Consider the following 18,734-nt stretch of genomic DNA (forward strand, 5'->3'; position numbering starts at 1 on the left):
ATGCGAGACGCAAATCGACGTACGGCGGGCAACATCGCATGCCTCTGGTTGTGCCGCATGCCAACCCTAAGCTTTGCGTCAGGCTTGGCAGCGCGGGCACCAGTAGAGCTTGCGGCCCGCCGCTTGCTCCATCACGATGGCCGTCCCACACACACGACAAGGCAACCCGGCGCGGTGGTAGACCCAGTGCCTGTCATCTCTGCTCGCCATAGCGCGGCGATAGGAATCCGGATCCAGGTCGTCCATGGTCATCATCTGGCCCGTCTCTACACCTACGGCAAGCATCCGTACCCAGTCGCGCCAGATCCCGCGCACGACGTCGTCGCGCACCTCACGGCCGGGGGTATGTGGGTTCTGTTGCGCGCGAAACAACAGTTCAGCGCGATACACATTGCCGATACCGCTGATAACCGACTGATCCATCAGCAGCAGGCCAATGGGAGTGGGCTTGCGCAACACAACCTGGGTGAAGCGATCTTCGCCCTCGGCCACATCATCGACGAGTGGGTCAGGCCCGAGTTTGTCGATCACCGTGGCGACCTCATCGGGGGTCTGGATAGCGCACGCAGTCGGACCGCGAAGATCTGCGCAGGTGCGGTCGGTCAAGAGGCGCAGCCGAACCTGTCCGACGGGTGGCGGCGGCCACTGCTCGCTTTCTTCGTCTGCCAGTCCCTTCGTCTGTTCCGACATGCGCACGCGAACGCGAGCACGCCGAGGCGCTCCGATGGAAGACAACGAGTTCTCGCCCGCCGTGTCCATGACCGTCTCGGCAACCTCGGTCCCCCGCTGGTTTGTCTGCCCCATTCGGCCGTTCGCAGAAGCGATCGTAGGGTCGGTGAGGATCTCACCGGCAAAGTCCCACGCGCCGTACATCCCGAGGTGAACGCGGAGCCAGAAGGTTTCATCGAACTCGAGAAACATCTGTTTGCCGACCGCACGCACGGACGTCGCGGTGCAGCCGTCGATCAAGGCTGCACCTTCAGCGAATCGCCCTTGGGGGCTCACCGCGCTGAGTCGGTGCCCTACGAAGTTGCGGTCGAACTGACGGGCGATGCGATGAACCGAGTGCCCTTCGGGCATGAGGGCTCAGCCTGCTTCGGGATCGAAGGAATCGGCTTCGCGCGGATCCGGTTGCAACGAACCATCGGTTTCGAACGCGGCAAGCTGTGCAATACGGCGCGCGTGGCGTTGTTCGCCCGAGAACGGAGTGTTGACGAAGCGATCGATGAACTGCGCGACCTGCTCGAAGGTATGCTGCCGTGCGCCAATCGCAATCACATTGGCGTCATTGTGCTCCCGTGCAAGCTCTGCCGTGGCAAGGCTCCACACCAGCGCGGCGCGAACTCCTCGCACCTTGTTCGCGGCCATCTGCTCGCCATTGCCCGAGCCGCCGAACACGACTCCCAGCGCCTCGATGCCGGCAGTCTGGTCAGCGACCACGCACTGGGCCGCCCTGATGCAGAACGAGGGGTAGTCGTCGAGAGGGTCATACTCAACGGGGCCATGATCCACGACCTCGTGCCCGCCAGCCGCCAGGTGGTGCTGGAGCTGGGTGGAGAATTCGAGGCCGGCGTGATCGGTCGCGAGGTGAATGCGCATGAACGTAATCCTAGAGAAAAGTGAGCGAATCAGTGCGTTGTCAGGGGGCAATCCCCGCGGCAGCGGGCTTGAAGCCGGCACGAACGTTCTCGCAGCACGCCGGACGACACACATCGAACCACGGACCAAGATTCGTCGCGTGGGGGCGGTCTCGAGCGGCGGTTCCCCTCAGACGTTCCTCCACGAGGTCGACCAGCCCGCTGACAAACACGGGGTCGATCCCCGGCGTCGGTGTGCGCACCGATTTGAGCCCGGCGGCAGCCGCAGCCTCGGTCGCCTCGGTATCGAGATCCCACAGCACCTCCATGTGATCGCTCATAAACCCGAGCGGAACGATGGCGACTGCGGCGATGCCTCTGTTCGGGAGATCTGCGATCACGTCGTTGACGTCGGGCTCCAGCCACGGCTGTGTGGGCGGGCCGGAGCGCGACTGGTAAACAAGCTCCCAACCGATACCGGCAGCGGCAGGAAGATCCGCCGTGACCGCCGCCATCACGTTCTCAGCCACCGCAAGGTGCTGCGCCGCATAGGCGCCCCCCTCACCGAAGTCGATGTCGCGCGGCCCGGAGCGATCCGCGTCTGCGGTGGGGATGCTGTGGGTGGAGAACAGCACCCTGATGGCTGCGGGCTCGACACCGTCGTCGACGAAAGACGCCACCGCATCGCGCACGCCGTCAATGAACGGCTGCACGAACCCGGGGTGATCAAAGAACTGACGCACCTTGTCGATCGTCATAGTCGATGCCAGCCCGGTCTCGTCAAGCACCCGAGCGAAGTCCTCCCGGTATTGGCGGCAACTCGAGAACGACGAGTATGCGCTGGTCGCGAGCGCGAGCAGCTTTCGGTCTTCTGCGGCATCAGCTTCTCTGACCGCGTCGTGAAGGTAGGGCGCCCAGTTGCGATTGCCCCAATAGACGGGCAACTCGATCTCGCGACGCCGGAGCTCAGCTTCGAGCGCACTCTTCAGCGCACGGTTCTGGGCGTTGATGGGGCTGATGCCGCCAAAGTGTCGGTAGTGATGAGCTACTTCTTCGAGTCGCTCGTCGGGGATCCCGCGACCACGCGTGACATTTCGCAGGAACGGGATCACGTCGTCTTGACCTTCGGGCCCACCGAAACCAGCGAGCAGAATGCCGTCGTAGGCCACCGGCACCTCAACGTGTGCGGGGCCGGTTGAGGCCGCGGCGGAGGCATAGGGCACGGTGGTGGTGTGCGCTGCTGGTGAGGCTGATTCGTCTTGCTGGTGCGAAGTCACCACACCATCCTGACACCCCGCGCCGACCAGCGGACCGCGCCCAAGGTTTCACGTAGGCTTGTACGGTTGCCGTCGGCGCCAGCAGCGCCTGTTTGCGGCATCCCACCCACACCCACGGGAGCATTTCAGTGCCAGGAGAAAACCTCACCCGCATCGAGGCGCAAGAGCGCCGAGCGATCCTTTCGACCGAATCGTACGAGATCGCTCTCGACCTCACGAAGGGCGCACAGGTCTTCGGATCCCGCACGGTCGTTCGATTCACCGCCACGCCGGGGGCCTCAACCTTCATCGATCTGATCGCACGCGATGTGCACGAGATTGTTCTCAACGGCGTCGCGATCGATGCCGCATCGGCATTCGCTGATTCACGGATCGCCTTGGAGAACCTCGCCGAGCACAATGAGCTGGTTGTCGACGCTTCGTGCATCTACACCAACACCGGTGAAGGACTCCACCGCTTCGTCGATCCCGTCGACGGCGAGGTGTATCTCTACACCCAGTTCGAGGTGCCCGACTCGCGGCGCGTGTTCGCCGCCTTCGAGCAGCCCGATATGAAGGCGACCTTCCAGTTCACCGTCACTGCGCCTGAACAGTGGCAGGTGGTATCCAACTCCCCCACTCCAGAGCCAGCACGCCACGGCGATGGCAACGCGACTTGGTCGTTTGCCCCTACTCCTCGCATCTCGTCGTACATCACAGCGCTCATCGCTGGACCCTACGAGTCCACCTTCTCTGAACTCACCAGTGCATCGGGTCGGGTGATCCCGCTGGGTGTCTTCGCGCGCAAGAGCCTGTGGCAGTACCTCGACGCCGACTACATCTTCGAAAAGACGCGTCAGGGTTTTGAGTACTACGAAGCCAAGTTCGACTACCCGTACCCGTTCGAAAAGTACGACCAGCTCTTCGTCCCAGAATTCAACGCAGGCGCGATGGAGAATGCGGGCGCGGTCACGTTCACCGAGACGTATGTGTTCCGCAGCAAAGTGACTGACGCTGTGAAAGAACGACGCGTCGTCACGATTCTTCACGAACTCGCCCACATGTGGTTCGGCGACCTCGTGACCATGAAATGGTGGAACGGGCTCTGGTTGAACGAGTCGTTCGCAGAGTGGGCGTCGACGATCGCCACCGCCGAGGCTACGGAATGGACCGAAGCATGGACCACGTTCAACGCGATGGAGAAAACCTGGGCTTACCGTCAAGATCAGCTGCCTTCGACTCACCCGGTGATCGCTGAGATCAACGACCTCGAAGACGTGCAGGTCAACTTCGACGGCATCACCTACGCCAAGGGAGGGTCGGTACTCAAACAGCTCGCTGCCTGGGTAGGCATCGAACAGTTCTTTGCCGGCGTCGCGGCGTACTTCAAGAAGAACGAGTGGTCCAACACAGAGATGTCGGATCTGTTGGTGGAGCTCGAAGCGACCAGCGGTCGTGAGCTCACGACCTGGTCTAAGAAGTGGCTCGAGACCGCTGGCGTGAACACCCTCTCGCCCGAGATCGTGACGGATTCCGACGGCGTTATCACCCGGTTTGCAATCGTGCAGACGGCTCCCGCCGACTACCCGACGATCCGCCCGCACCGGCTGGGCGTTGGTTTCTACAGTCTCAACGACGGTGCGCTCGTTCGCGTGCATCACGTCGAGCTCGACGTCGACGGCGACCTCACCGAAGTTCCAGAGCTCAAGGGGCAGGTTCGCCCCGACCTGGTGCTGCTGAACGACGACGACCTCGCCTACGCCAAGATCCGCCTCGACGACCGTTCACTTGACACCGCAATCAACCATCTCGCGAAGATCAGCGACCCGCTCGCTCGCTCGCTCGTGTGGGGTGCGGCATGGGATCAGACCCGCGACGCGGAGGCTTCAGCCAGCGACTACATCGACCTCGTTCTGCGCAACATCGGCTCTGAGACCGAGTCAACCACCGTGCGCACCACGGTCGGCCAACTTCAGCTGGCGGCAAACTCCTACGTAGCCCGTGAGAAGCGCGCCGCAACCCGCGAGAAGGTCGCGTCGTCGCTGTGGGAGCTCGCGCAGGCTGCCGAAGCTGGCAGCGACAGCCAGTTGCAGTTCGTGACGTCATTCGCGAGCGCTGCCTCCACAGCAGCGCAGTGGGCGACCGTGGCCGGTGTTCGCAACGGCGAAATCGTGCTCGAAGGCCTCGAGATCGACACCGACCTGTCGTGGCAGCTGCTGGTTTCATTGGCGGCAGGCGGAGAGGTGACGGCAGAAGAGATCGACGCTGCCCTCGCAGCGGACAACACCGCGAAGGGAGCGGACTTCGCCGCTCAGGCTCGTGCAAGCATCCCCACTGTTGAAGCGAAGCGGGCAGCCTGGGCGTCGCTCATCGACAACGCCGATCTGCCGAACACGATCGTCAGGGTGATCACCATCGGCCTCACCAGCCCCTCGAGCATCGAGGTGCTGCCGGCATTCATCGAGCCGTACTTCGAGATGCTGCTGCCCATGTGGTCGTCTCGCACCTACAAGATCGCGGAGTACCTGGTAGCCGGGCTTTACCCGGCTGCACTGGCCAGCACAGAACTGCGCGACGCAACGCGCAATTGGTTGATGGCCAACAGCGATGCTCCAGCCGCGCTGCGCCGACTGGTGGCAGAAAACCTCGCTGGCGTCGAACGTGCACTCAGTGTGCAGGCTCGCGACGCACAGTAGAACTCATACGGATGCCTCGGCTCGCACTCAGGTGCGGCCGAGGCATCCGTCGTTAGGATCATCACGATGATCACCCTTGATGCGACAGACACCAGCGACGTCACTGACCCGCTGTTCTGGTCAGAGTTCTGGCCGAATATCGGTGCGTTTTTCACCGGGCTCGGCCTGATGCTCGCCACCGTCGCGATGATCGTCCTTGGGGCGTTCCTGCTGTCGTGGATTCTGCGCGTGATCATTCGTCGCGTCGTAGCCAGAATCGTCAACGGAGCGAAGACCAAGGCGCGAGTAGAAGACACCCAAGCGCTGGAGCGTTCGCCACTTGCTTCGGTGCGACTGGTTCAACGAACTCGCACGCTCGGGTCGATTCTGATGAACATCGGCAACGTGGCGATCCTCATCGTCTCATTGCTTCTCATCGTCGGGGTACTCGCGCCGAACGCGCTAACCTCTCTCACGCTGCTGTCTGCGGCGATCGGTGCAGGGCTTGGCTTCGGCGCGCAGAACATTGTCAAAGACGTCTTGAACGGCATGTTCATCGTCGCGGAAGACCAGATCGGCATCGGCGATGTTGTCGATCTCGGGCTCGCCTCGGGGATCGTCGAATCGGTGAGCGTGCGAGTGACTCACGTGCGGGATGTCAACGGCACGCTCTGGTATGTGCGCAACGGCGAGATCACACGCATCGGCAACCTGTCTCAGGGCTGGTCTCGTGTGATCATCGACCTCGGCTTGCCCGTTGATGCAGACATGGATGCTGCCGAGAAGGCCCTGCTCGACGCGGCGATAGAGCTCGCACACGATCCCAAGTGGCGCACTCGGATCATCGAACAACCTGAGATTTGGGGCCTCGAATCCGTCACGGGCGATGCGCTCATCATCCGTCTCGTGATGAAGACGCGTGCGCACGCCAAAGACGACGTGGCCAGCGAACTGCGGCGCAGATTGAAGAGCGCCGCCGATGAACTCGGCCTCACTCTGCCGGGCATGAACACGGTGATGCCCACCGGAATCGACGGTGCGCAACGTGTGCGTGGCGCGCACCCGCCAAAGACAAAGCCGCAGCCGGTCGCGGTGCCCGCTTCGTCCAAGCCAGTATGGAAGCCGAAACGCACTGCCAAGCCCACACCAGGGTCGGCGGCCGAAAGCAACGACACCAACGCCAGTTCGAAGGACCAAACATGACATCGGACGCAGACCCCATGCGCTCCTTTTACGAAGAGATCGGCGGACACGAGACCTTCGTGCGTCTCGTCGACAGCTTCTACCGCGGGATCGCCGACGATGACGTGCTGCGCCCCATGTATCCGGAGGATGATCTGGGGCCGGCAGCGGAACGCCTGACGATGTTTCTCGAACAGTATTGGGGCGGCCCAAGCACCTACAGCGAGCAACGCGGACACCCCCGACTGCGGATGCGTCACAATGGCTTCCATGTGAATCCCGACGCCCGCGATCGTTGGCTGCATCACATGCGTGCCGCGGTCGACGAGCTCGAACTGGCGCCGCTGCACGATGCCACGCTGTGGGACTACCTCCATCGCGCCGCCTTCGCGATGGTAAACACCTTTGAGCCCACGGGCATCGGACCCAATACCGCCGGCCGCACCGCAGCATCCATTCCCCTGATCGCTGAACCGCCGCAGGACGAATCTCGCTAACTACCCCCTGCCCCACCACCTCGACACTGGAGTCGATATGCCGACCAACACTTACAACACCGACATTCTCGTGATCGGATGGGGCCTGGCCGGGCTCGTTGCCGCGAGTGAAGCGCTCGCTGCGGGCAAACGGGTCGTCATCGTCGACCAAGAGCCACGCACAAACCTGGGCGGTCAGGCGTGGTGGTCATTCGGCGGCCTCTTCTTCGTCGACTCACCCGAGCAACGTCGCATGGGCGTTAGAGACTCCCTCGATCTTGCGCGCCAAGATTGGTTCGCCACCGCGGGCTTCGATCGCGATGAAGACGCATGGCCGAAGCGGTGGGCAGAGGCATATCTGCATTTCGCGCACGCTGAGAAGCGCTCGTGGTTGCGAGAGAAAGGCGTCGGATTCTTTCCCGTCGTCGGCTGGGCAGAGCGTGGCGGCTACACCGCACTCGGCCCGGGCAACTCGGTGCCGCGGTTTCACATCACCTGGGGCACCGGGCCGGGCTTGGTAGCCCCGTTCCAAGCGGATGTGGAAACGGCAGAGGCACAGGGCAGAGTCACCATTCTTCCCCGGCATCGAATCAGCTCGCTCACTGTCACTAACGGCACAGTGGTCGGGGCCGAGGGCGAGGTGCTGGCGCCATCAAGCGCCGCGCGTGGCTTCGCTTCGTCGCGTGAAGTCGTTGGTTCCTTCGCTATCACCGCCGCAGCGACAGTCGTCTCTGCTGGCGGTATCGGCGGCAATCACGAGCTTGTTCGCAAGAGCTGGCCATCACGACTGGGAACTGCGCCCGAAAAGATGATCACCGGCGTGCCCGCCTACGTCGATGGTTCGATGCTGTCCACCTCCGAAGTTGCGGGCGCGAATCTGATCAACACCGATCGCATGTGGCACTACGTCGAAGGAATCGAGAACTTCAATCCCGTGTGGCCCCAGCACGGCATTCGCATCCTTCCCGGGCCCTCCTCACTGTGGCTGGACGCCACGGGCAAGCGACTACCGGTACCGCTGTTTCCGGGCTTCGACACACTCGGCACCCTCGCACATCTGCGCACAACCGGTCATGACCATTCGTGGTTCGTGCTCTCGAAAAAGATCATCGAGAAGGAGTTCACTCTCTCGGGCAGCGAGCAGAACCCTGATCTGACCGGCAAAGACATCTCGCTGCTGCTCAAATCACGGCTCGGCAAGGGGGCCGCCGCTCCGGTGCAAGCGTTCATGGACAACGGCGCCGATTTCGTCGTGCGTGACACCCTTGACGAGCTGATCAGTGGCATGAGGGCGCTTCCCGGCGGCGACGCTTTGGATGCAGCGACTGTTCGAGCAGAGCTCGAGGCTCGTGATCGCGAACTCGACAACGACTTCACGAAGGACGCTCAAGTCGCGATGCTCCGCGCTGCTCGCTCCTACCGCGGTGACAGGCTCGTTCGCACCGCCGTGCCGCATCGGATCACCGATCCAACGGCCGGTCCCCTCATCGCGGTGAAGCTGCACGTGCTGACAAGAAAGTCGCTCGGTGGGATCGAAACAGACCTCGAATCGCGCGCACTCTCTGCAAACGGCGAACCCATACCGGGCCTCTACGCGGCGGGCGAGTCAAGCGGCTTCGGCGGTGGCGGGGTGCACGGCTATCGCGCGCTCGAGGGAACGTTCGTTGGGGGCTGCTTGTTCTCTGGACGCTCAGCGGGCCGGTCGATGGCTGCCGCGGTCTGAGGCTGGTTACGCCCGACCTGTCGAGCGCACTTCGGTGAGCCCCATACGTTCGGGCCTGCGAATCAGCACGTGGCCGCGATCCAAGGTGATTCTCGTCCACGACGCGGCTGTCCTCACCCGCGCTTGCTCTTCGCCGGCGATGAAACCGAGCGCGAACGCAGCGAACGCTGCACCGAGCGGTAGACCATTCAGTTCGTCGTCAGCCGCGCCCCAGACCGCCGCGCGTACGGAGCGAACAACATCCTCGCCGGGGTTGGCGGGAAGGGATTCTGCCACGGTCGTGATTCCCCACTGGGCCCGGGCCGCAAGAGTGGCCGCAGGAATGTCGTCGGCTGTGACCCACCCTGCTCTGGGCGGCGTGACCCCTGCCCACGGCTCCGACACCGCCGTCTCGGGCAGCTCGATCGATGTCGCATCGTCCTGAGCGAGCTGAAGAGTGGATGCTGAAACCGTCAGGTCGCACACAAGCTCAGGATCGACCGCCAACACTCTCATCGCCAGGATGGTTGGTGTGGCGTCGAAAAGGCCACGTGGCGCCAGCGGAGCAGAAGTCATCACCAGAACTCCGTCCGAGGCACGCAATCGGACTGCGCCGTCTCCTAGGGGACTCGAGCGACCTGCAAATGTCATGGCATCGGCTGCGGCGTCGGCTTCGTTGAATATCAAGCGCTGGGGCATCCGCCTAAAGTATCAAGGGAACGCGCGTGCCCCGTTGCGCGTCGAGACCCAGCGAAATGGAGTTTTTCGTGTCGAAGGCCGCCCCCAGCGCTCCTGACAGTTTCGTACCCGATCCCGATCCGGTTGGATCGCTCATGGATGTTCTGGATCTGTCGGGTTCCGAAGCGCGCACGCGCGAAGATATCTTCACCGGCTCTTCGCAGCAAATGCCGTTCGGCCGAGTCTATGGCGGGCAGGTGCTCGCTCAATCCGTGGTTGCGGCTGGGCGCACCATCGCCGACGGTCGAGCGGTGCACTCCATGCACGGCTACTTTCTTCGGCCAGGTGACTCATCCAGAGGCATCACCTTCTCAGTCGACCGAATTCATGATGGGCGGTCATTCTCTACTCGGCGCACCCAGGCCTACCAAGACGGGGTACCGATATTCTCGATGATTGCGTCATTCCAACAAGAGGACCCGGGCTTGGAACACCAACTCGACATGCCGACGGGCATAGCCGCTCCGGAAGACCTTCCAGACATCGAGTCAGAGGTTGCAGCTTCGCACCCGATCTCCAAGCGCCTGTTTATGAACCGGCCTGTGGAATTGCGCCATGTCGCTACGCCGATCTATCTCACGGTCGATGGCGAACCGAAGCCGAGTCAAGCGGTATGGATGCGGATCAAGAAGCGTCTTCCTGACGATCCTGCACTGCATCAAGCGATCCTCGCTTACCTCAGCGATATGACGATTCAGGAGCCGATTCTGCGTGCACACGGCATCGCGTGGTCTACGCGAGGGCTGAAGGTGGCAAGCCTCGACCACGCGATGTGGTGGCACCGCCCTGGACGCGTCGACGAGTGGATGTTGTACGTGCAGGAGTCGCCGAGCGCGCGCGGAGGACGCGGACTTGCCAGTGGCCGGATCTATGCGCGCGACGGATCATTGCTGGCAAGTGTCGCTCAAGAGGTGATGGTGAGGGTGCCCACGGGCAACTAGCACCGGTTCACGAGCGATGAGCGAACACGATGCTCTCGCCGAGGTAGGGGCTCCAGACCGCCCTCTCGATCGCGCTCAGACGCAAAGGCCGTCCGGTCGCCGCGTCGACTTTCACGATGACCGCGGTTGCACGGGCGTAGACGAGTTGTGAACGTGCTCCCGAGAGGGAAACTGGACTGCACACCTCGTAGTTGACGTGCACACTCGAGCCGCCCACTTTGCCGAACCACATCTGCACGTCGAGCGGATCGCGTTGGTAGGGCACCGGAGCGAGGTACTCGATTTCTTGGCGAGCGATCAACGTCAGCACACCCGATTGCAGGCTCGAGTCGAGCACCGCGGTCTCGGGAGCCTGCTCACCTTCCAACGGTGCCCAGAATGCTCGCACTCGCGCTTCTTCGAGCAACTTCAGCATCGAGGTGTTGTTGACGTGATTGAACGCGTCGAGGTCGCCCCACCGCAGATGGATGGGGATGTGGAGGCGACGACCAGTTGCCGTCGCCTCCGTGCGGGCGATCTCAGTCACGGGTCAGCTTGCGGTACGTGGAGCGGTGAGGCGAGGCCGCTTCGGCACCAAGGCGAACGATCTTGTTCTCTTCGTAAGCTTCGAAGTTTCCCTCGAACCAGTGCCAGTGGTCGGGGTGCTCATCTGTGCCCTCGTAGGCGAGGATATGGGTGGCGATCCGGTCGAGGAACCAACGGTCGTGTGTGATCACCACCGCGCAACCGGGGAACTCAAGAAGAGCATTCTCCAGGGACTGCAGCGTCTCGACGTCGAGGTCGTTGGTCGGCTCATCGAGAAGCAGCAGGTTGCCGCCCTCTTTCAGCGTCAGCGCAAGGTTCAGGCGGTTGCGCTCACCACCGGAGAGCACCCCCGCCTTCTTCTGCTGATCGGGGCCCTTGAAGCCGAACTTCGATACATATGCGCGCGAAGGGATCTCGGTTTTGCCGATCGTGATGATGTCGAGCCCGTCAGACACGACTTCCCAGAGCGACTTGTTCGGGTCGATGTTGGATCGGGACTGATCCACGTAGCTGATCTTGACCGTCTCACCGATCTTGAGAACGCCGCCATCGAGCGGCTCCAGCCCAACGATCGTCTTGAACAAGGTCGTCTTTCCCACACCGTTGGGACCGATCACGCCAACGATCCCGTTCGGCGGCAAGCTAAAGCTGAGTCCGCTCATGAGGGAACGGTCATCGAAGCCCTTCTGCAGGTTCTTCGCCTCGATCACGACGCCGCCCAGACGCGGACCCGGCGGAATGGAGATCTCATCGAAATCAAGCTTGCGCGTGCGGTCGGCCTCTGAAGCCATCTCTTCGTAGCGAGCCAGTCGCGCCTTGGACTTCGCTTGGCGTCCTTTGGAGTTGGAGCGCACCCAGTCGAGTTCTTCAGCCAGTCGCTTTGCGAGCTTGGCGTCCTTCTTTCCCTGTACGGCCAGACGCTCCGACTTCTTCTCGAGGTATGTCGAATAGTTTCCCTCGTAGCCAATCAAACGACCGCGGTCCACCTCGGCGATCCATTCGGCGACGTTGTCAAGGAAGTACCGGTCGTGTGTGATCGCGATAACAGCGCCGGGATACTTTTGCAGATGCTGCTCAAGCCAGAGCACGCTCTCAGCGTCAAGGTGGTTGGTGGGCTCGTCAAGAAGCAGCAGATCAGGTTTCTGCAGAAGCAGCTTGGTCAGCGCTACACGACGCTTCTCACCACCTGATAGCGGCGCGATGGCTGCGTCGGCCGGGGGTGTGCGGAGCGCATCCATGGCCTGTTCGAGCTGCGAGTCGAGGTCCCAGGCGTCGGCCGCATCGATCTCTTCTTGAAGCGTTCCCATCTCTGCCAAGAGCGCATCGAAGTCTGCATCGGGGTCTGCCATCAGGGCGGAGATCTCATTGAATCGATTGAGCTTCGCCTTGATCGCGATCCCGTCTTGAATGTTCTCCAAGACAGTCTTGGATTCATCCAACTCCGGCTCCTGCATGAGGATCCCGACGGTGAACCCGGGGCTCAGCTTCGCTTCGCCGTTGGACGGTGTGTCCATGCCTGCCATGATCTTCAGGATCGTCGACTTGCCGGCGCCGTTGGGTCCGACCATGCCGATCTTCGCACCAGGCAAGAAAGCCATGGTGACATCATCGAGGATCAGCTTTTCTCCCACAGCTTTGCGGGCACGGACCATGGAGTAGATGTATTCAGCCATACGGTTTCTGCTCTCCTTGCGCTAGCGATGTCAGCGTCTCAGCCTACCGGGCTTGTGGCGTGCGCGCCCTCGGTGTACTTCGCGCTACCAGTCGATGGCGCGCGTATCGCCGACCAGACACGTACCTTCATCGAGCCCTGGCAGAACCGCGGCGACTGGATCTCCAGTGGCGGGGCCCACCTGGCCGACCAGGCACTGGTCGCCCCACTTCACAGAGAACTGGATGCTCTCAGCGGGGTTGCCGACTGTCGAATAGTCCTCTGTCACTTCCATGTCGGCTTTCGCGAAGCCGACGGCAACGAGGGCGTCAACATACGCACGACCCGAGGCTTTGTCGGCGGAAGCCCACACCTCTTCTACGGTGAGCGCGAATACAGCCAGGTTCTGCTCGGCCGTACCATCCGCATCAAACGCGGGCACGGTCACCGTGGGCGTCGGTGTAGCTGCCGGGGTCACCGTGGCGCTCGCTGTGGGCGTTGGGGTTTCAATCGGTTCAGCCGGCGCACAACTAGCCAACGCGCACGCAAGCACAAGCGTGCCCAGGGCGCCAGACCACCGGCCACGGGTCGTAGCGGTCAGGGCAAACGCGGGTCGCTCGGGACGTCGATGCACCCAGCGATTCTAAGGGCAGACATCCCGAGCACCCCCTGTGAGTCAGACCGGCGCGTGAATACTCTCCTGTTCTGAAGCCGCGGTCGCTGCCGGCTCGTCGAGCACCCGCGCCTCGCCCGGAACCACTGTTGCCCAGGCCGATCCCGCCGACGCGTCTGCTGCCCATGCATCGCCATTCGGCTGTTCGGTGCCGGCATCGTCTCGCGCCGCGCGCGTGTAGACAGTGCTCCCCCACCGCAGATCGTGACCGACGGCATCGGCTTCGATATCCGCGGACATGCCTTTGCCTGTGGAAGACTCCCACGTTCGGAGCCGAAGGCGGCCGCTCACGATAACGGGATGTCCTTTGCGCAACGAAGCGAACACGTGCTCGCCCAATGTTCGAAACGCCGACACCTGGTACCAGTTGGTCTCGTCGTCAGTCCACTCGCCAGTCGCTTTGTCGCGGCGGCGTGCGGTCGTACCGACGCGAAAGCTCGTGACTGTGTCGCCGGTCGAGATCCGCCGTTGCTCGGGATCTGCGGCCAAGTTGCCCCTGATCGTGATGGTGTCTTGCATGCTGTGCTCCTTTCGCACCCGGGAAGGTCCGCGGGTCCGCCGGCGCCGCGTGCCCGTCGAGCGCCGGCGGTCAGATCAGAGTGCCGCACGCAGTGTTCTCGAGTGGCGCATGTTTGGGGGTGTGGGAACAACAGCGATGCCGCTCGCACTGGGGAGGATGAGTGAAACCCTCAGCGTGTGCGAGCGCTCACCACCCTTTAATGCTCTCGGAACGACGGCCAGTCGCTTCCGGGGGGCATGTGCGCATGGAGCGCACTCTTCGCGATCTCCATCGTTTCGTATGTGCCTGTAGCCGCATCGGCACCGGCGATCGTGACGGTGTAGCCGCTGCCGTCCTTGCGGATGCTCCCCGCAACTCCCGAGGCGCCGTACGCGATCCACAGAGCGTGGTGTGTGTCGGTGGTGCTCATCATCGAACTCCTTTCGAATACCGCTTTCTTGGAACGGTACGCCGGGTTCGCTCGCGGCGCTAGAGTTCGTTTGTGCGTGTCGCAACGCTGTAACCTAGAGTCACCTCTCCCTCCGTAGCTCAGGGGATAGAGCGAGCGGTTTCTACCCGCAAGGTCGGGGGTTCGATTCCTCCCGGGGGGGCAAAAAGTTCGAGTTCGTCATGGTTCACTGCATTGTCGGCGTTCGCCAATAGGCTGGAACCATGGCGGCAGGCTCAAAGAACGACCGACTCGTATGGATCGACTGCGAGATGACCGGTCTTGACCCCGATCTCGACGAACTCGTCGAGATCGCGGTGGTCATCACTGACTTCGATCTCAACGTGCTCGATGACGGCTTTCAGATTGTCATCAAGCCTGACCCGTCAGCACTCGAGAACATGAGTGACTTCGTCACGAAGATGCACGAAAAGTCAGGGCTGCTCAAGGAGATCCCCGACGGTGTGAGCCTAGGAGACGCAGAGTTTCAAGTGCTTGAGTACTTGCAGCGCTTCGTGCTGGAGGGCAAGTCGCCGATTGCAGGAAATACGATCGGCACCGATCGGATGTTCCTGGCTAAGTACATGCCCAGGGTGGACCGCTGGTTGCACTATCGCAGCATCGATGTGTCGAGCATCAAGGAGCTCTCGCAGCGTTGGTATCCGCGCAGCTACATCCACGCCCCTGTGAAAGACGGAGGCCATCGCGCCCTCGCCGACATCCTCGAGTCGATTCGCGAGCTCGCCTACTACCGCCAGGCTGTGTTCGTGGCAGAGCCGGGCCCGACAAGCGATGACGCAAAAGCTGCTGCGGCGGCAGCCGTGTCATCATTTGCCTCTCGAATGTGAGAGAATATTTCGGTTGCCCATTCCGGTGGGAAACATGGTGGGTATAGCTCAGTTGGTAGAGCGCGGCCTTGTGGTGGCCGATGTCGCGGGTTCGAGCCCCGTTACTCACCCCAAATGTCGGAGTTGCTGATGGAAATGGATGCAGCAGCTTTCGAACGACTGGTGATCGATGAGTTGGATCTTCTGCCCGACGATATGGTCGAAGGCTTGGACAACGTAATTTTCGTCGTCGAAGATCTCGCCGAAGACGGCAGCACTGATCTGTTGGGCCTGTACGACGGATGGGCGCTGACCGAGCGTGATCGCTATGGCATTGGGGAGCTTCCCGATCGGATCATCGTGTACCGTCAGGCACACCTAGCCGTCTGCGACGACGAGACCTCACTGCGCGACGAAGTGCACACGACGCTCGTGCATGAGATCGCCCACTTCTACGGCATTGATGACGCACGCTTGCACGAACTGGGCTGGGCATAATGAATTCGCTCACCGCCCCCAACATCGCTGAAGAGTCTGATCTTCGCTCCGCGCGCGAACCACAGCGTCCCTGGCAAACGCTCGTCTGGGATGACCCCGTGAATCTGATGAACTATGTGACGCACGTATTTCGTACATACTTCGGCTACCCCAAGCCCGTGGCAGAGAAGCTGATGCTGGCCGTGCACAACGATGGTCACGCGATAGTCGCCGAGGGCGCCCGTGAGCAGATGGAGCTGCATGCCCAGGCGATGCATGACTACGGACTTTGGGCCACCGTGAGGCAGGCGCCGCAGTGACAAAGAAGATTGTGCTGGAATTTGCACGGATCGAAGCTGCCCACATCGCCGCGCTGACCGCTCAGTTCGCTGATTTGCTCTCCGAGCACCCCGAATCGCCACGGGATCCTGCCATCGCGCGCTTAGTGCCTGACGCGTATCGCGAAGATCCCGAAGCTGCACGAGAGTTTCGTGGACTCACCGAAGCAGATCTGCTCGACAGGCGCCGGGATGAAGCCGCCATCGTTCTGGCATCGCTCGAGAGTCTTGTCGGAACGAACACTCTCGCGACTCGGGACGATGACCCGGCGCTGCGGGAGACGGTCGCAGTGACTCTCAGCGCGACCGAAGCAGACGCGTGGTTGCGCACGCTCGCAGCTGTTCGTCTCGTTCTCGCTACCAGGCTGGGAGTCGCCATCAGCGACGAAGAGCGTGACGAAACTGACGCTCGCTTCGGGATCTACGACTGGGTGGGCTATCGGTTGCACGTCCTCGTGGATGCGATAGACGGATTGTCCGATCCCGAGCCTGAGTAGCGCGTTCGCTATGGCACGCGAACCACATGGGTGGCGAGGGACTCGGGGGCATCTACCGAGAGATGGAGCGCTTCTTGCCGCGCCCACCGCTCCCAATGCGGTCGGTAAAGCTCGCCATCACGTGCGAGCGCCCGCGCCCGCCTTGATGGCAACGGCGATTCAACCCACACGCGGATGTCGCCGAGCGACGCCGACTTCTCAGTCAGTAAGCCAGAGCCTTCGACGATGAGCGGAAGAGACGGATCCACAGCGTGTGCTTCGGCCGGTTCGGACCGCTCCCAGTCCCAGCGCTGCCAGACGCCGATCAGTCCCCGTGCATGCGGGCGAAGGACTTCTTCGGTGGCTGTCGACACACCATCGGCAAGTCCGTCCCACCCCGGATAGATGGAATCGAGCGCGACGAGTTGCACGCGTCCGGCTCGAGGCCATTGGGCAACGAGCGCTTCTGCGAGAGTGGATTTGCCGGCTCCACTGCGCCCATCGATCAAGATCGCGGGGTTGCTCGCGTCGACTGCCACGACGGCGTTGAGAATCTGCTCAACGCCGTGCTGAATGGAACGTGCGAGAGCGTCCGGCCTACTTCTTGAGGATGCGGATGACACGAGTGAGCGAGTGACCTGCCACAAGAATGAGCGGAATGGCAACTACAGCGATCATCACAAGGTTCGGCTCGAAACGAAGATCGTCTCCGCGCCGAATGTACGCGCCGATGGGCACGGCGTATCCGCCACCGCCACCGCCACCATTGCCCGAGGAGTCCTCTCCCCCGCCAAACCCCGTCCAGGTGAGGGCAACGGGGATCATACGCACGCCCGCGACGTCCTGCTGCTCGCCATAGATGCTGCTGACGCCGAAAGTTGCCGACTGCTTGCCGAGTTCAAGTGCGATGTTAGGCATGAGGCTACGCTACCGCCACGAGGGCCAACTGCCCAGTCAAATCTGTCTATTCTTGCTCTGGCAATCGCGGATGCGACGGCACAGCGCCGCCACCGCGCGACTCGCCGAGCAGGGTGGCGCGAGTGATGGCTCCGCGCCCAAAGCGCGCTGTAGCAGAATCCACGGCCCCCTCCACCCGCCGCCACTCCTCATCGTCGTCCCAGAGCGCGAGCGGTGAGGCGCCTGCCGGCTGAAGGCGTTCCCCCCTCACGCCCAGCAAGCGCACGGGCAGCGGTCGCGAAATCGAGGCGAAAAGTTCGTGGGCGGCATCACCGATTCTCTGCCCGACTGCGGTGGGCTCGGCCAAAGAGCGGGAGCGCGATACCGTGGTGAAGTCTGCGAAGCGCACCTTGATTGCGACTGTCGTCGCTTCCCAGCCGGAAACTCGCAGCCGAGTGCCCACTCGATCGGCCAGCCGGCGCAACTCCGTTCGCAAGATTGCCGGATCGGAGACGTCATCGTGAAACGTCTCTTCGTGCCCCACACTCTTCTCGACACGAGTCGTGTCGACGGAGCGAGGGTCAATACCGCGAGCCAGGTGCCAGAGCCGCTCCGCCATGGCCCCGCCGAGTGTGCGCTCCAAAACACTCGTCGGTGTGTCGAGAATGTCTCGCACAGTGTGGATGCCGCGCCCTGCCAGCGATTCGGCGGCCTTCGGGCCGACTCCCCACAGCGAGCGAACTGAACGCGTCTGCAGGAATGCCGCTGTATCCGCTTCCGCGATGATGAGCAACCCGTCGGGTTTACTGATCGTCGAGGCCATCTTGGCAACGTGTTTTGTGGCGGCCACACCGATGCTGCACACGAGTCCCGTCTCGGCGCGAACTCGTCTTCGCAGTTCGATCGCGATTTCACCCGGGCTCCCCCAGAGCCGTCTCGCGCCTCGAACGTCGAGAAATGCCTCGTCGATCGACAGCGGCTCGACGAGCGGCGTGACGTCACGAAAGATCGCCATCACATGCGATGACAGCGCCCGGTATCGGTCGAAGTGCGGAGCCACGACAACAGCGCTGGGACACAGCCGCAAGGCTTGACTGACGGGCATCGCCGCCCGCACCCCGTACCTGCGCGCTTCGTACGAAGCGCTTGAGACGACAGACCGTCCTTCGGGCGCGCCGATGATGATCGGCTTGCCGACTAGAGACGGATCGTCCAGCTGTTCGACGGAGGCGTAGAAGGCGTCCATGTCGACGTGAAGAATGCCCGTGCCGGCATCGTTCGCTCCCGCGGGCGACACCACACGGCCCGAGCCGTCACCACGTCCCATGTTGCCTATCCTCTCGTGAGGCTACGACACTGACGTCGAAGCCTCACGA

21 protein-coding genes and 2 tRNA genes are annotated in these 18,734 nt (G+C 62.4%); 11 read left to right on the top strand and 12 right to left on the bottom strand.

All coding sequences use genetic code 11. The annotated features are described in order from the left end of the window. Positions 1-78: 78 nt before the first annotated feature. The 3 genes from WDU96_RS08460 to WDU96_RS08470 are packed head-to-tail and all read right to left on the bottom strand — an operon-like array spanning position 79 to position 2,800. Positions 79-1,080 carry an Fpg/Nei family DNA glycosylase gene (locus WDU96_RS08460; RefSeq protein ID WP_337338054.1) on the bottom strand — a complete coding sequence of 334 codons (1,002 nt, stop codon included), beginning with the start codon at positions 1,078-1,080 and terminating at the stop codon, positions 79-81. Between the two features lie 6 nt (positions 1,081-1,086). Continuing rightward, positions 1,087-1,599, bottom strand: a complete 513-nt coding sequence (locus tag WDU96_RS08465) for a ribose-5-phosphate isomerase (protein WP_337338055.1) — start codon at positions 1,597-1,599, stop codon at positions 1,087-1,089. Positions 1,600-1,639: 40 nt separating this feature from the next. Further along, positions 1,640-2,800 carry a ferrochelatase gene (locus WDU96_RS08470; RefSeq protein WP_337338417.1) on the bottom strand — a complete coding sequence of 387 codons (1,161 nt, stop codon included), beginning with the start codon at positions 2,798-2,800 and terminating at the stop codon, positions 1,640-1,642. A gap of 182 nt (positions 2,801-2,982) precedes the next feature. On the opposite strand from WDU96_RS08470, the gene pepN reads away from it, so the two are divergent. The 4 genes from pepN to WDU96_RS08490 all read left to right on the top strand — a co-directional run bounded on the left by pepN (position 2,983) and on the right by WDU96_RS08490 (position 8,889). After that, positions 2,983-5,529 carry an aminopeptidase N gene (pepN, locus tag WDU96_RS08475; RefSeq protein WP_337338056.1) on the top strand — a complete coding sequence of 849 codons (2,547 nt, stop codon included), beginning with the start codon at positions 2,983-2,985 and terminating at the stop codon, positions 5,527-5,529. Positions 5,530-5,595: 66 nt separating this feature from the next. Then, on the top strand, positions 5,596-6,711 hold the full coding sequence (locus WDU96_RS08480) for a mechanosensitive ion channel family protein (protein WP_420063948.1): 1,116 nt from the start codon (positions 5,596-5,598) through the stop codon (positions 6,709-6,711). Further along, a complete protein-coding gene (locus WDU96_RS08485; RefSeq protein ID WP_337338057.1) occupies positions 6,708-7,187 on the top strand; it encodes a globin in 480 nt (159 codons plus the stop codon). Before WDU96_RS08480 ends, WDU96_RS08485 begins: the two co-directional genes overlap by 4 nt. 37 nt (positions 7,188-7,224) lie before the next feature. Then, positions 7,225-8,889, top strand: a complete 1,665-nt coding sequence (locus WDU96_RS08490; RefSeq protein WP_337338058.1) for an FAD-binding dehydrogenase — start codon at positions 7,225-7,227, stop codon at positions 8,887-8,889. 6 nt (positions 8,890-8,895) lie between these two features. Here WDU96_RS08490 and WDU96_RS08495 read toward each other — a convergent pair whose 3' ends face one another. Continuing rightward, the gene (locus WDU96_RS08495; RefSeq protein WP_337338059.1) at positions 8,896-9,567 is read right to left on the bottom strand and encodes a DUF8185 domain-containing protein; all 672 of its coding nucleotides are present in this window, start codon (positions 9,565-9,567) and stop codon (positions 8,896-8,898) included. Between the two features lie 134 nt (positions 9,568-9,701). Between WDU96_RS08495 and WDU96_RS08500 the strand changes: the two genes are divergently transcribed. Continuing rightward, positions 9,702-10,547: an acyl-CoA thioesterase gene (locus tag WDU96_RS08500; RefSeq protein ID WP_337338419.1), complete on the top strand. Its 846-nt coding sequence runs from the start codon at positions 9,702-9,704 to the stop codon at positions 10,545-10,547. Positions 10,548-10,554: 7 nt separating this feature from the next. On the opposite strand, the gene WDU96_RS08505 is transcribed toward WDU96_RS08500, so the two are convergent. The 5 genes from WDU96_RS08505 to WDU96_RS08525 all read right to left on the bottom strand — a co-directional run bounded on the left by WDU96_RS08505 (position 10,555) and on the right by WDU96_RS08525 (position 14,325). Then, complete coding sequence (locus tag WDU96_RS08505) at positions 10,555-11,073, bottom strand: acyl-CoA thioesterase (protein WP_337338060.1); 519 nt, start codon at positions 11,071-11,073, stop codon at positions 10,555-10,557. Continuing rightward, positions 11,066-12,745 carry an energy-dependent translational throttle protein EttA gene (gene ettA / locus WDU96_RS08510; RefSeq protein WP_337338061.1) on the bottom strand — a complete coding sequence of 560 codons (1,680 nt, stop codon included), beginning with the start codon at positions 12,743-12,745 and terminating at the stop codon, positions 11,066-11,068. Before ettA ends, WDU96_RS08505 begins: the two co-directional genes overlap by 8 nt. 84 nt (positions 12,746-12,829) lie before the next feature. After that, complete coding sequence (locus WDU96_RS08515; protein WP_337338062.1) at positions 12,830-13,357, bottom strand: DUF6993 domain-containing protein; 528 nt, start codon at positions 13,355-13,357, stop codon at positions 12,830-12,832. Between the two features lie 42 nt (positions 13,358-13,399). After that, complete coding sequence (locus WDU96_RS08520; protein WP_337338063.1) at positions 13,400-13,915, bottom strand: single-stranded DNA-binding protein; 516 nt, start codon at positions 13,913-13,915, stop codon at positions 13,400-13,402. 197 nt (positions 13,916-14,112) lie between these two features. Beyond that, a complete protein-coding gene (locus WDU96_RS08525; protein WP_337338064.1) occupies positions 14,113-14,325 on the bottom strand; it encodes a methyltransferase in 213 nt (70 codons plus the stop codon). 108 nt (positions 14,326-14,433) lie between these two features. Between WDU96_RS08525 and WDU96_RS08530 the strand changes: the two genes are divergently transcribed. From WDU96_RS08530 to WDU96_RS08555, 6 genes are all read left to right on the top strand, one after another. After that, positions 14,434-14,506 (top strand) — tRNA-Arg (locus tag WDU96_RS08530). A gap of 61 nt (positions 14,507-14,567) precedes the next feature. Beyond that, on the top strand, positions 14,568-15,191 hold the full coding sequence (orn, locus tag WDU96_RS08535) for an oligoribonuclease (protein WP_337338065.1): 624 nt from the start codon (positions 14,568-14,570) through the stop codon (positions 15,189-15,191). Positions 15,192-15,228: 37 nt separating this feature from the next. Continuing rightward, positions 15,229-15,304: transfer RNA gene (locus WDU96_RS08540), tRNA-His, on the top strand. Between the two features lies 1 nt (position 15,305). Continuing rightward, a complete protein-coding gene (locus tag WDU96_RS08545; RefSeq protein ID WP_337338066.1) occupies positions 15,306-15,668 on the top strand; it encodes a metallopeptidase family protein in 363 nt (120 codons plus the stop codon). Next, entirely contained in the window at positions 15,668-15,967 is a 300-nt protein-coding gene (clpS, locus tag WDU96_RS08550; protein WP_396668219.1) for an ATP-dependent Clp protease adapter ClpS, read from the top strand. The genes WDU96_RS08545 and clpS overlap by 1 nt, the downstream gene beginning before the upstream one ends. Continuing rightward, positions 15,964-16,482, top strand: coding sequence for a DUF2017 family protein (locus WDU96_RS08555; protein ID WP_337338067.1), 519 nt, complete (start codon positions 15,964-15,966; stop codon positions 16,480-16,482). Before clpS ends, WDU96_RS08555 begins: the two co-directional genes overlap by 4 nt. 8 nt (positions 16,483-16,490) lie before the next feature. Here WDU96_RS08555 and WDU96_RS08560 read toward each other — a convergent pair whose 3' ends face one another. Genes WDU96_RS08560 through dinB form a run of 3 tightly spaced genes read right to left on the bottom strand, consistent with a single transcriptional unit; the run spans position 16,491 to position 18,685 of the window. Further along, the gene (locus WDU96_RS08560) at positions 16,491-17,084 is read right to left on the bottom strand and encodes a nucleoside/nucleotide kinase family protein (RefSeq protein WP_337338068.1); all 594 of its coding nucleotides are present in this window, start codon (positions 17,082-17,084) and stop codon (positions 16,491-16,493) included. Beyond that, positions 17,059-17,379 (bottom strand): hypothetical protein, encoded by a 321-nt coding sequence (locus WDU96_RS08565; protein WP_337338069.1) that lies wholly within the window; start codon positions 17,377-17,379, stop codon positions 17,059-17,061. Before WDU96_RS08565 ends, WDU96_RS08560 begins: the two co-directional genes overlap by 26 nt. A gap of 46 nt (positions 17,380-17,425) precedes the next feature. Beyond that, positions 17,426-18,685, bottom strand: a complete 1,260-nt coding sequence (gene dinB / locus WDU96_RS08570; RefSeq protein ID WP_337338070.1) for a DNA polymerase IV — start codon at positions 18,683-18,685, stop codon at positions 17,426-17,428. Between the last annotated feature and the right edge of the window lie 49 nt (positions 18,686-18,734).

This window comes from Microbacterium marmarense, from assembly GCF_037204165.1.
GTDB lineage: Bacteria > Actinomycetota > Actinomycetes > Actinomycetales > Microbacteriaceae > Microbacterium > Microbacterium marmarense.

Bases quoted from the DNA above. Each gene is read 5' to 3' on its own strand.
- WDU96_RS08460 (WP_337338054.1), bottom strand. From the start codon at position 1,080: ATGCCCGAAGGGCACTCGGTTCATCGCATCGCCCGTCAGTTCGACCGC.
- WDU96_RS08465 (WP_337338055.1), bottom strand. From the start codon at position 1,599: ATGCGCATTCACCTCGCGACCGATCACGCCGGCCTCGAATTCTCCACC.
- WDU96_RS08480 (WP_420063948.1), top strand. From the start codon at position 5,596: ATGATCACCCTTGATGCGACAGACACCAGCGACGTCACTGACCCGCTG.
- WDU96_RS08485 (WP_337338057.1), top strand. From the start codon at position 6,708: ATGACATCGGACGCAGACCCCATGCGCTCCTTTTACGAAGAGATCGGC.
- WDU96_RS08490 (WP_337338058.1), top strand. From the start codon at position 7,225: ATGCCGACCAACACTTACAACACCGACATTCTCGTGATCGGATGGGGC.
- WDU96_RS08495 (WP_337338059.1), bottom strand. From the start codon at position 9,567: ATGCCCCAGCGCTTGATATTCAACGAAGCCGACGCCGCAGCCGATGCC.
- WDU96_RS08500 (WP_337338419.1), top strand. From the start codon at position 9,702: ATGGATGTTCTGGATCTGTCGGGTTCCGAAGCGCGCACGCGCGAAGAT.
- ettA (WP_337338061.1), bottom strand. From the start codon at position 12,745: ATGGCTGAATACATCTACTCCATGGTCCGTGCCCGCAAAGCTGTGGGA.
- WDU96_RS08520 (WP_337338063.1), bottom strand. From the start codon at position 13,915: ATGCAAGACACCATCACGATCAGGGGCAACTTGGCCGCAGATCCCGAG.
- WDU96_RS08525 (WP_337338064.1), bottom strand. From the start codon at position 14,325: ATGAGCACCACCGACACACACCACGCTCTGTGGATCGCGTACGGCGCC.
- orn (WP_337338065.1), top strand. From the start codon at position 14,568: ATGGCGGCAGGCTCAAAGAACGACCGACTCGTATGGATCGACTGCGAG.
- WDU96_RS08545 (WP_337338066.1), top strand. From the start codon at position 15,306: ATGTCGGAGTTGCTGATGGAAATGGATGCAGCAGCTTTCGAACGACTG.
- clpS (WP_396668219.1), top strand. From the start codon at position 15,668: ATGAATTCGCTCACCGCCCCCAACATCGCTGAAGAGTCTGATCTTCGC.
- WDU96_RS08565 (WP_337338069.1), bottom strand. From the start codon at position 17,379: ATGCCTAACATCGCACTTGAACTCGGCAAGCAGTCGGCAACTTTCGGC.
- dinB (WP_337338070.1), bottom strand. From the start codon at position 18,685: ATGGGACGTGGTGACGGCTCGGGCCGTGTGGTGTCGCCCGCGGGAGCG.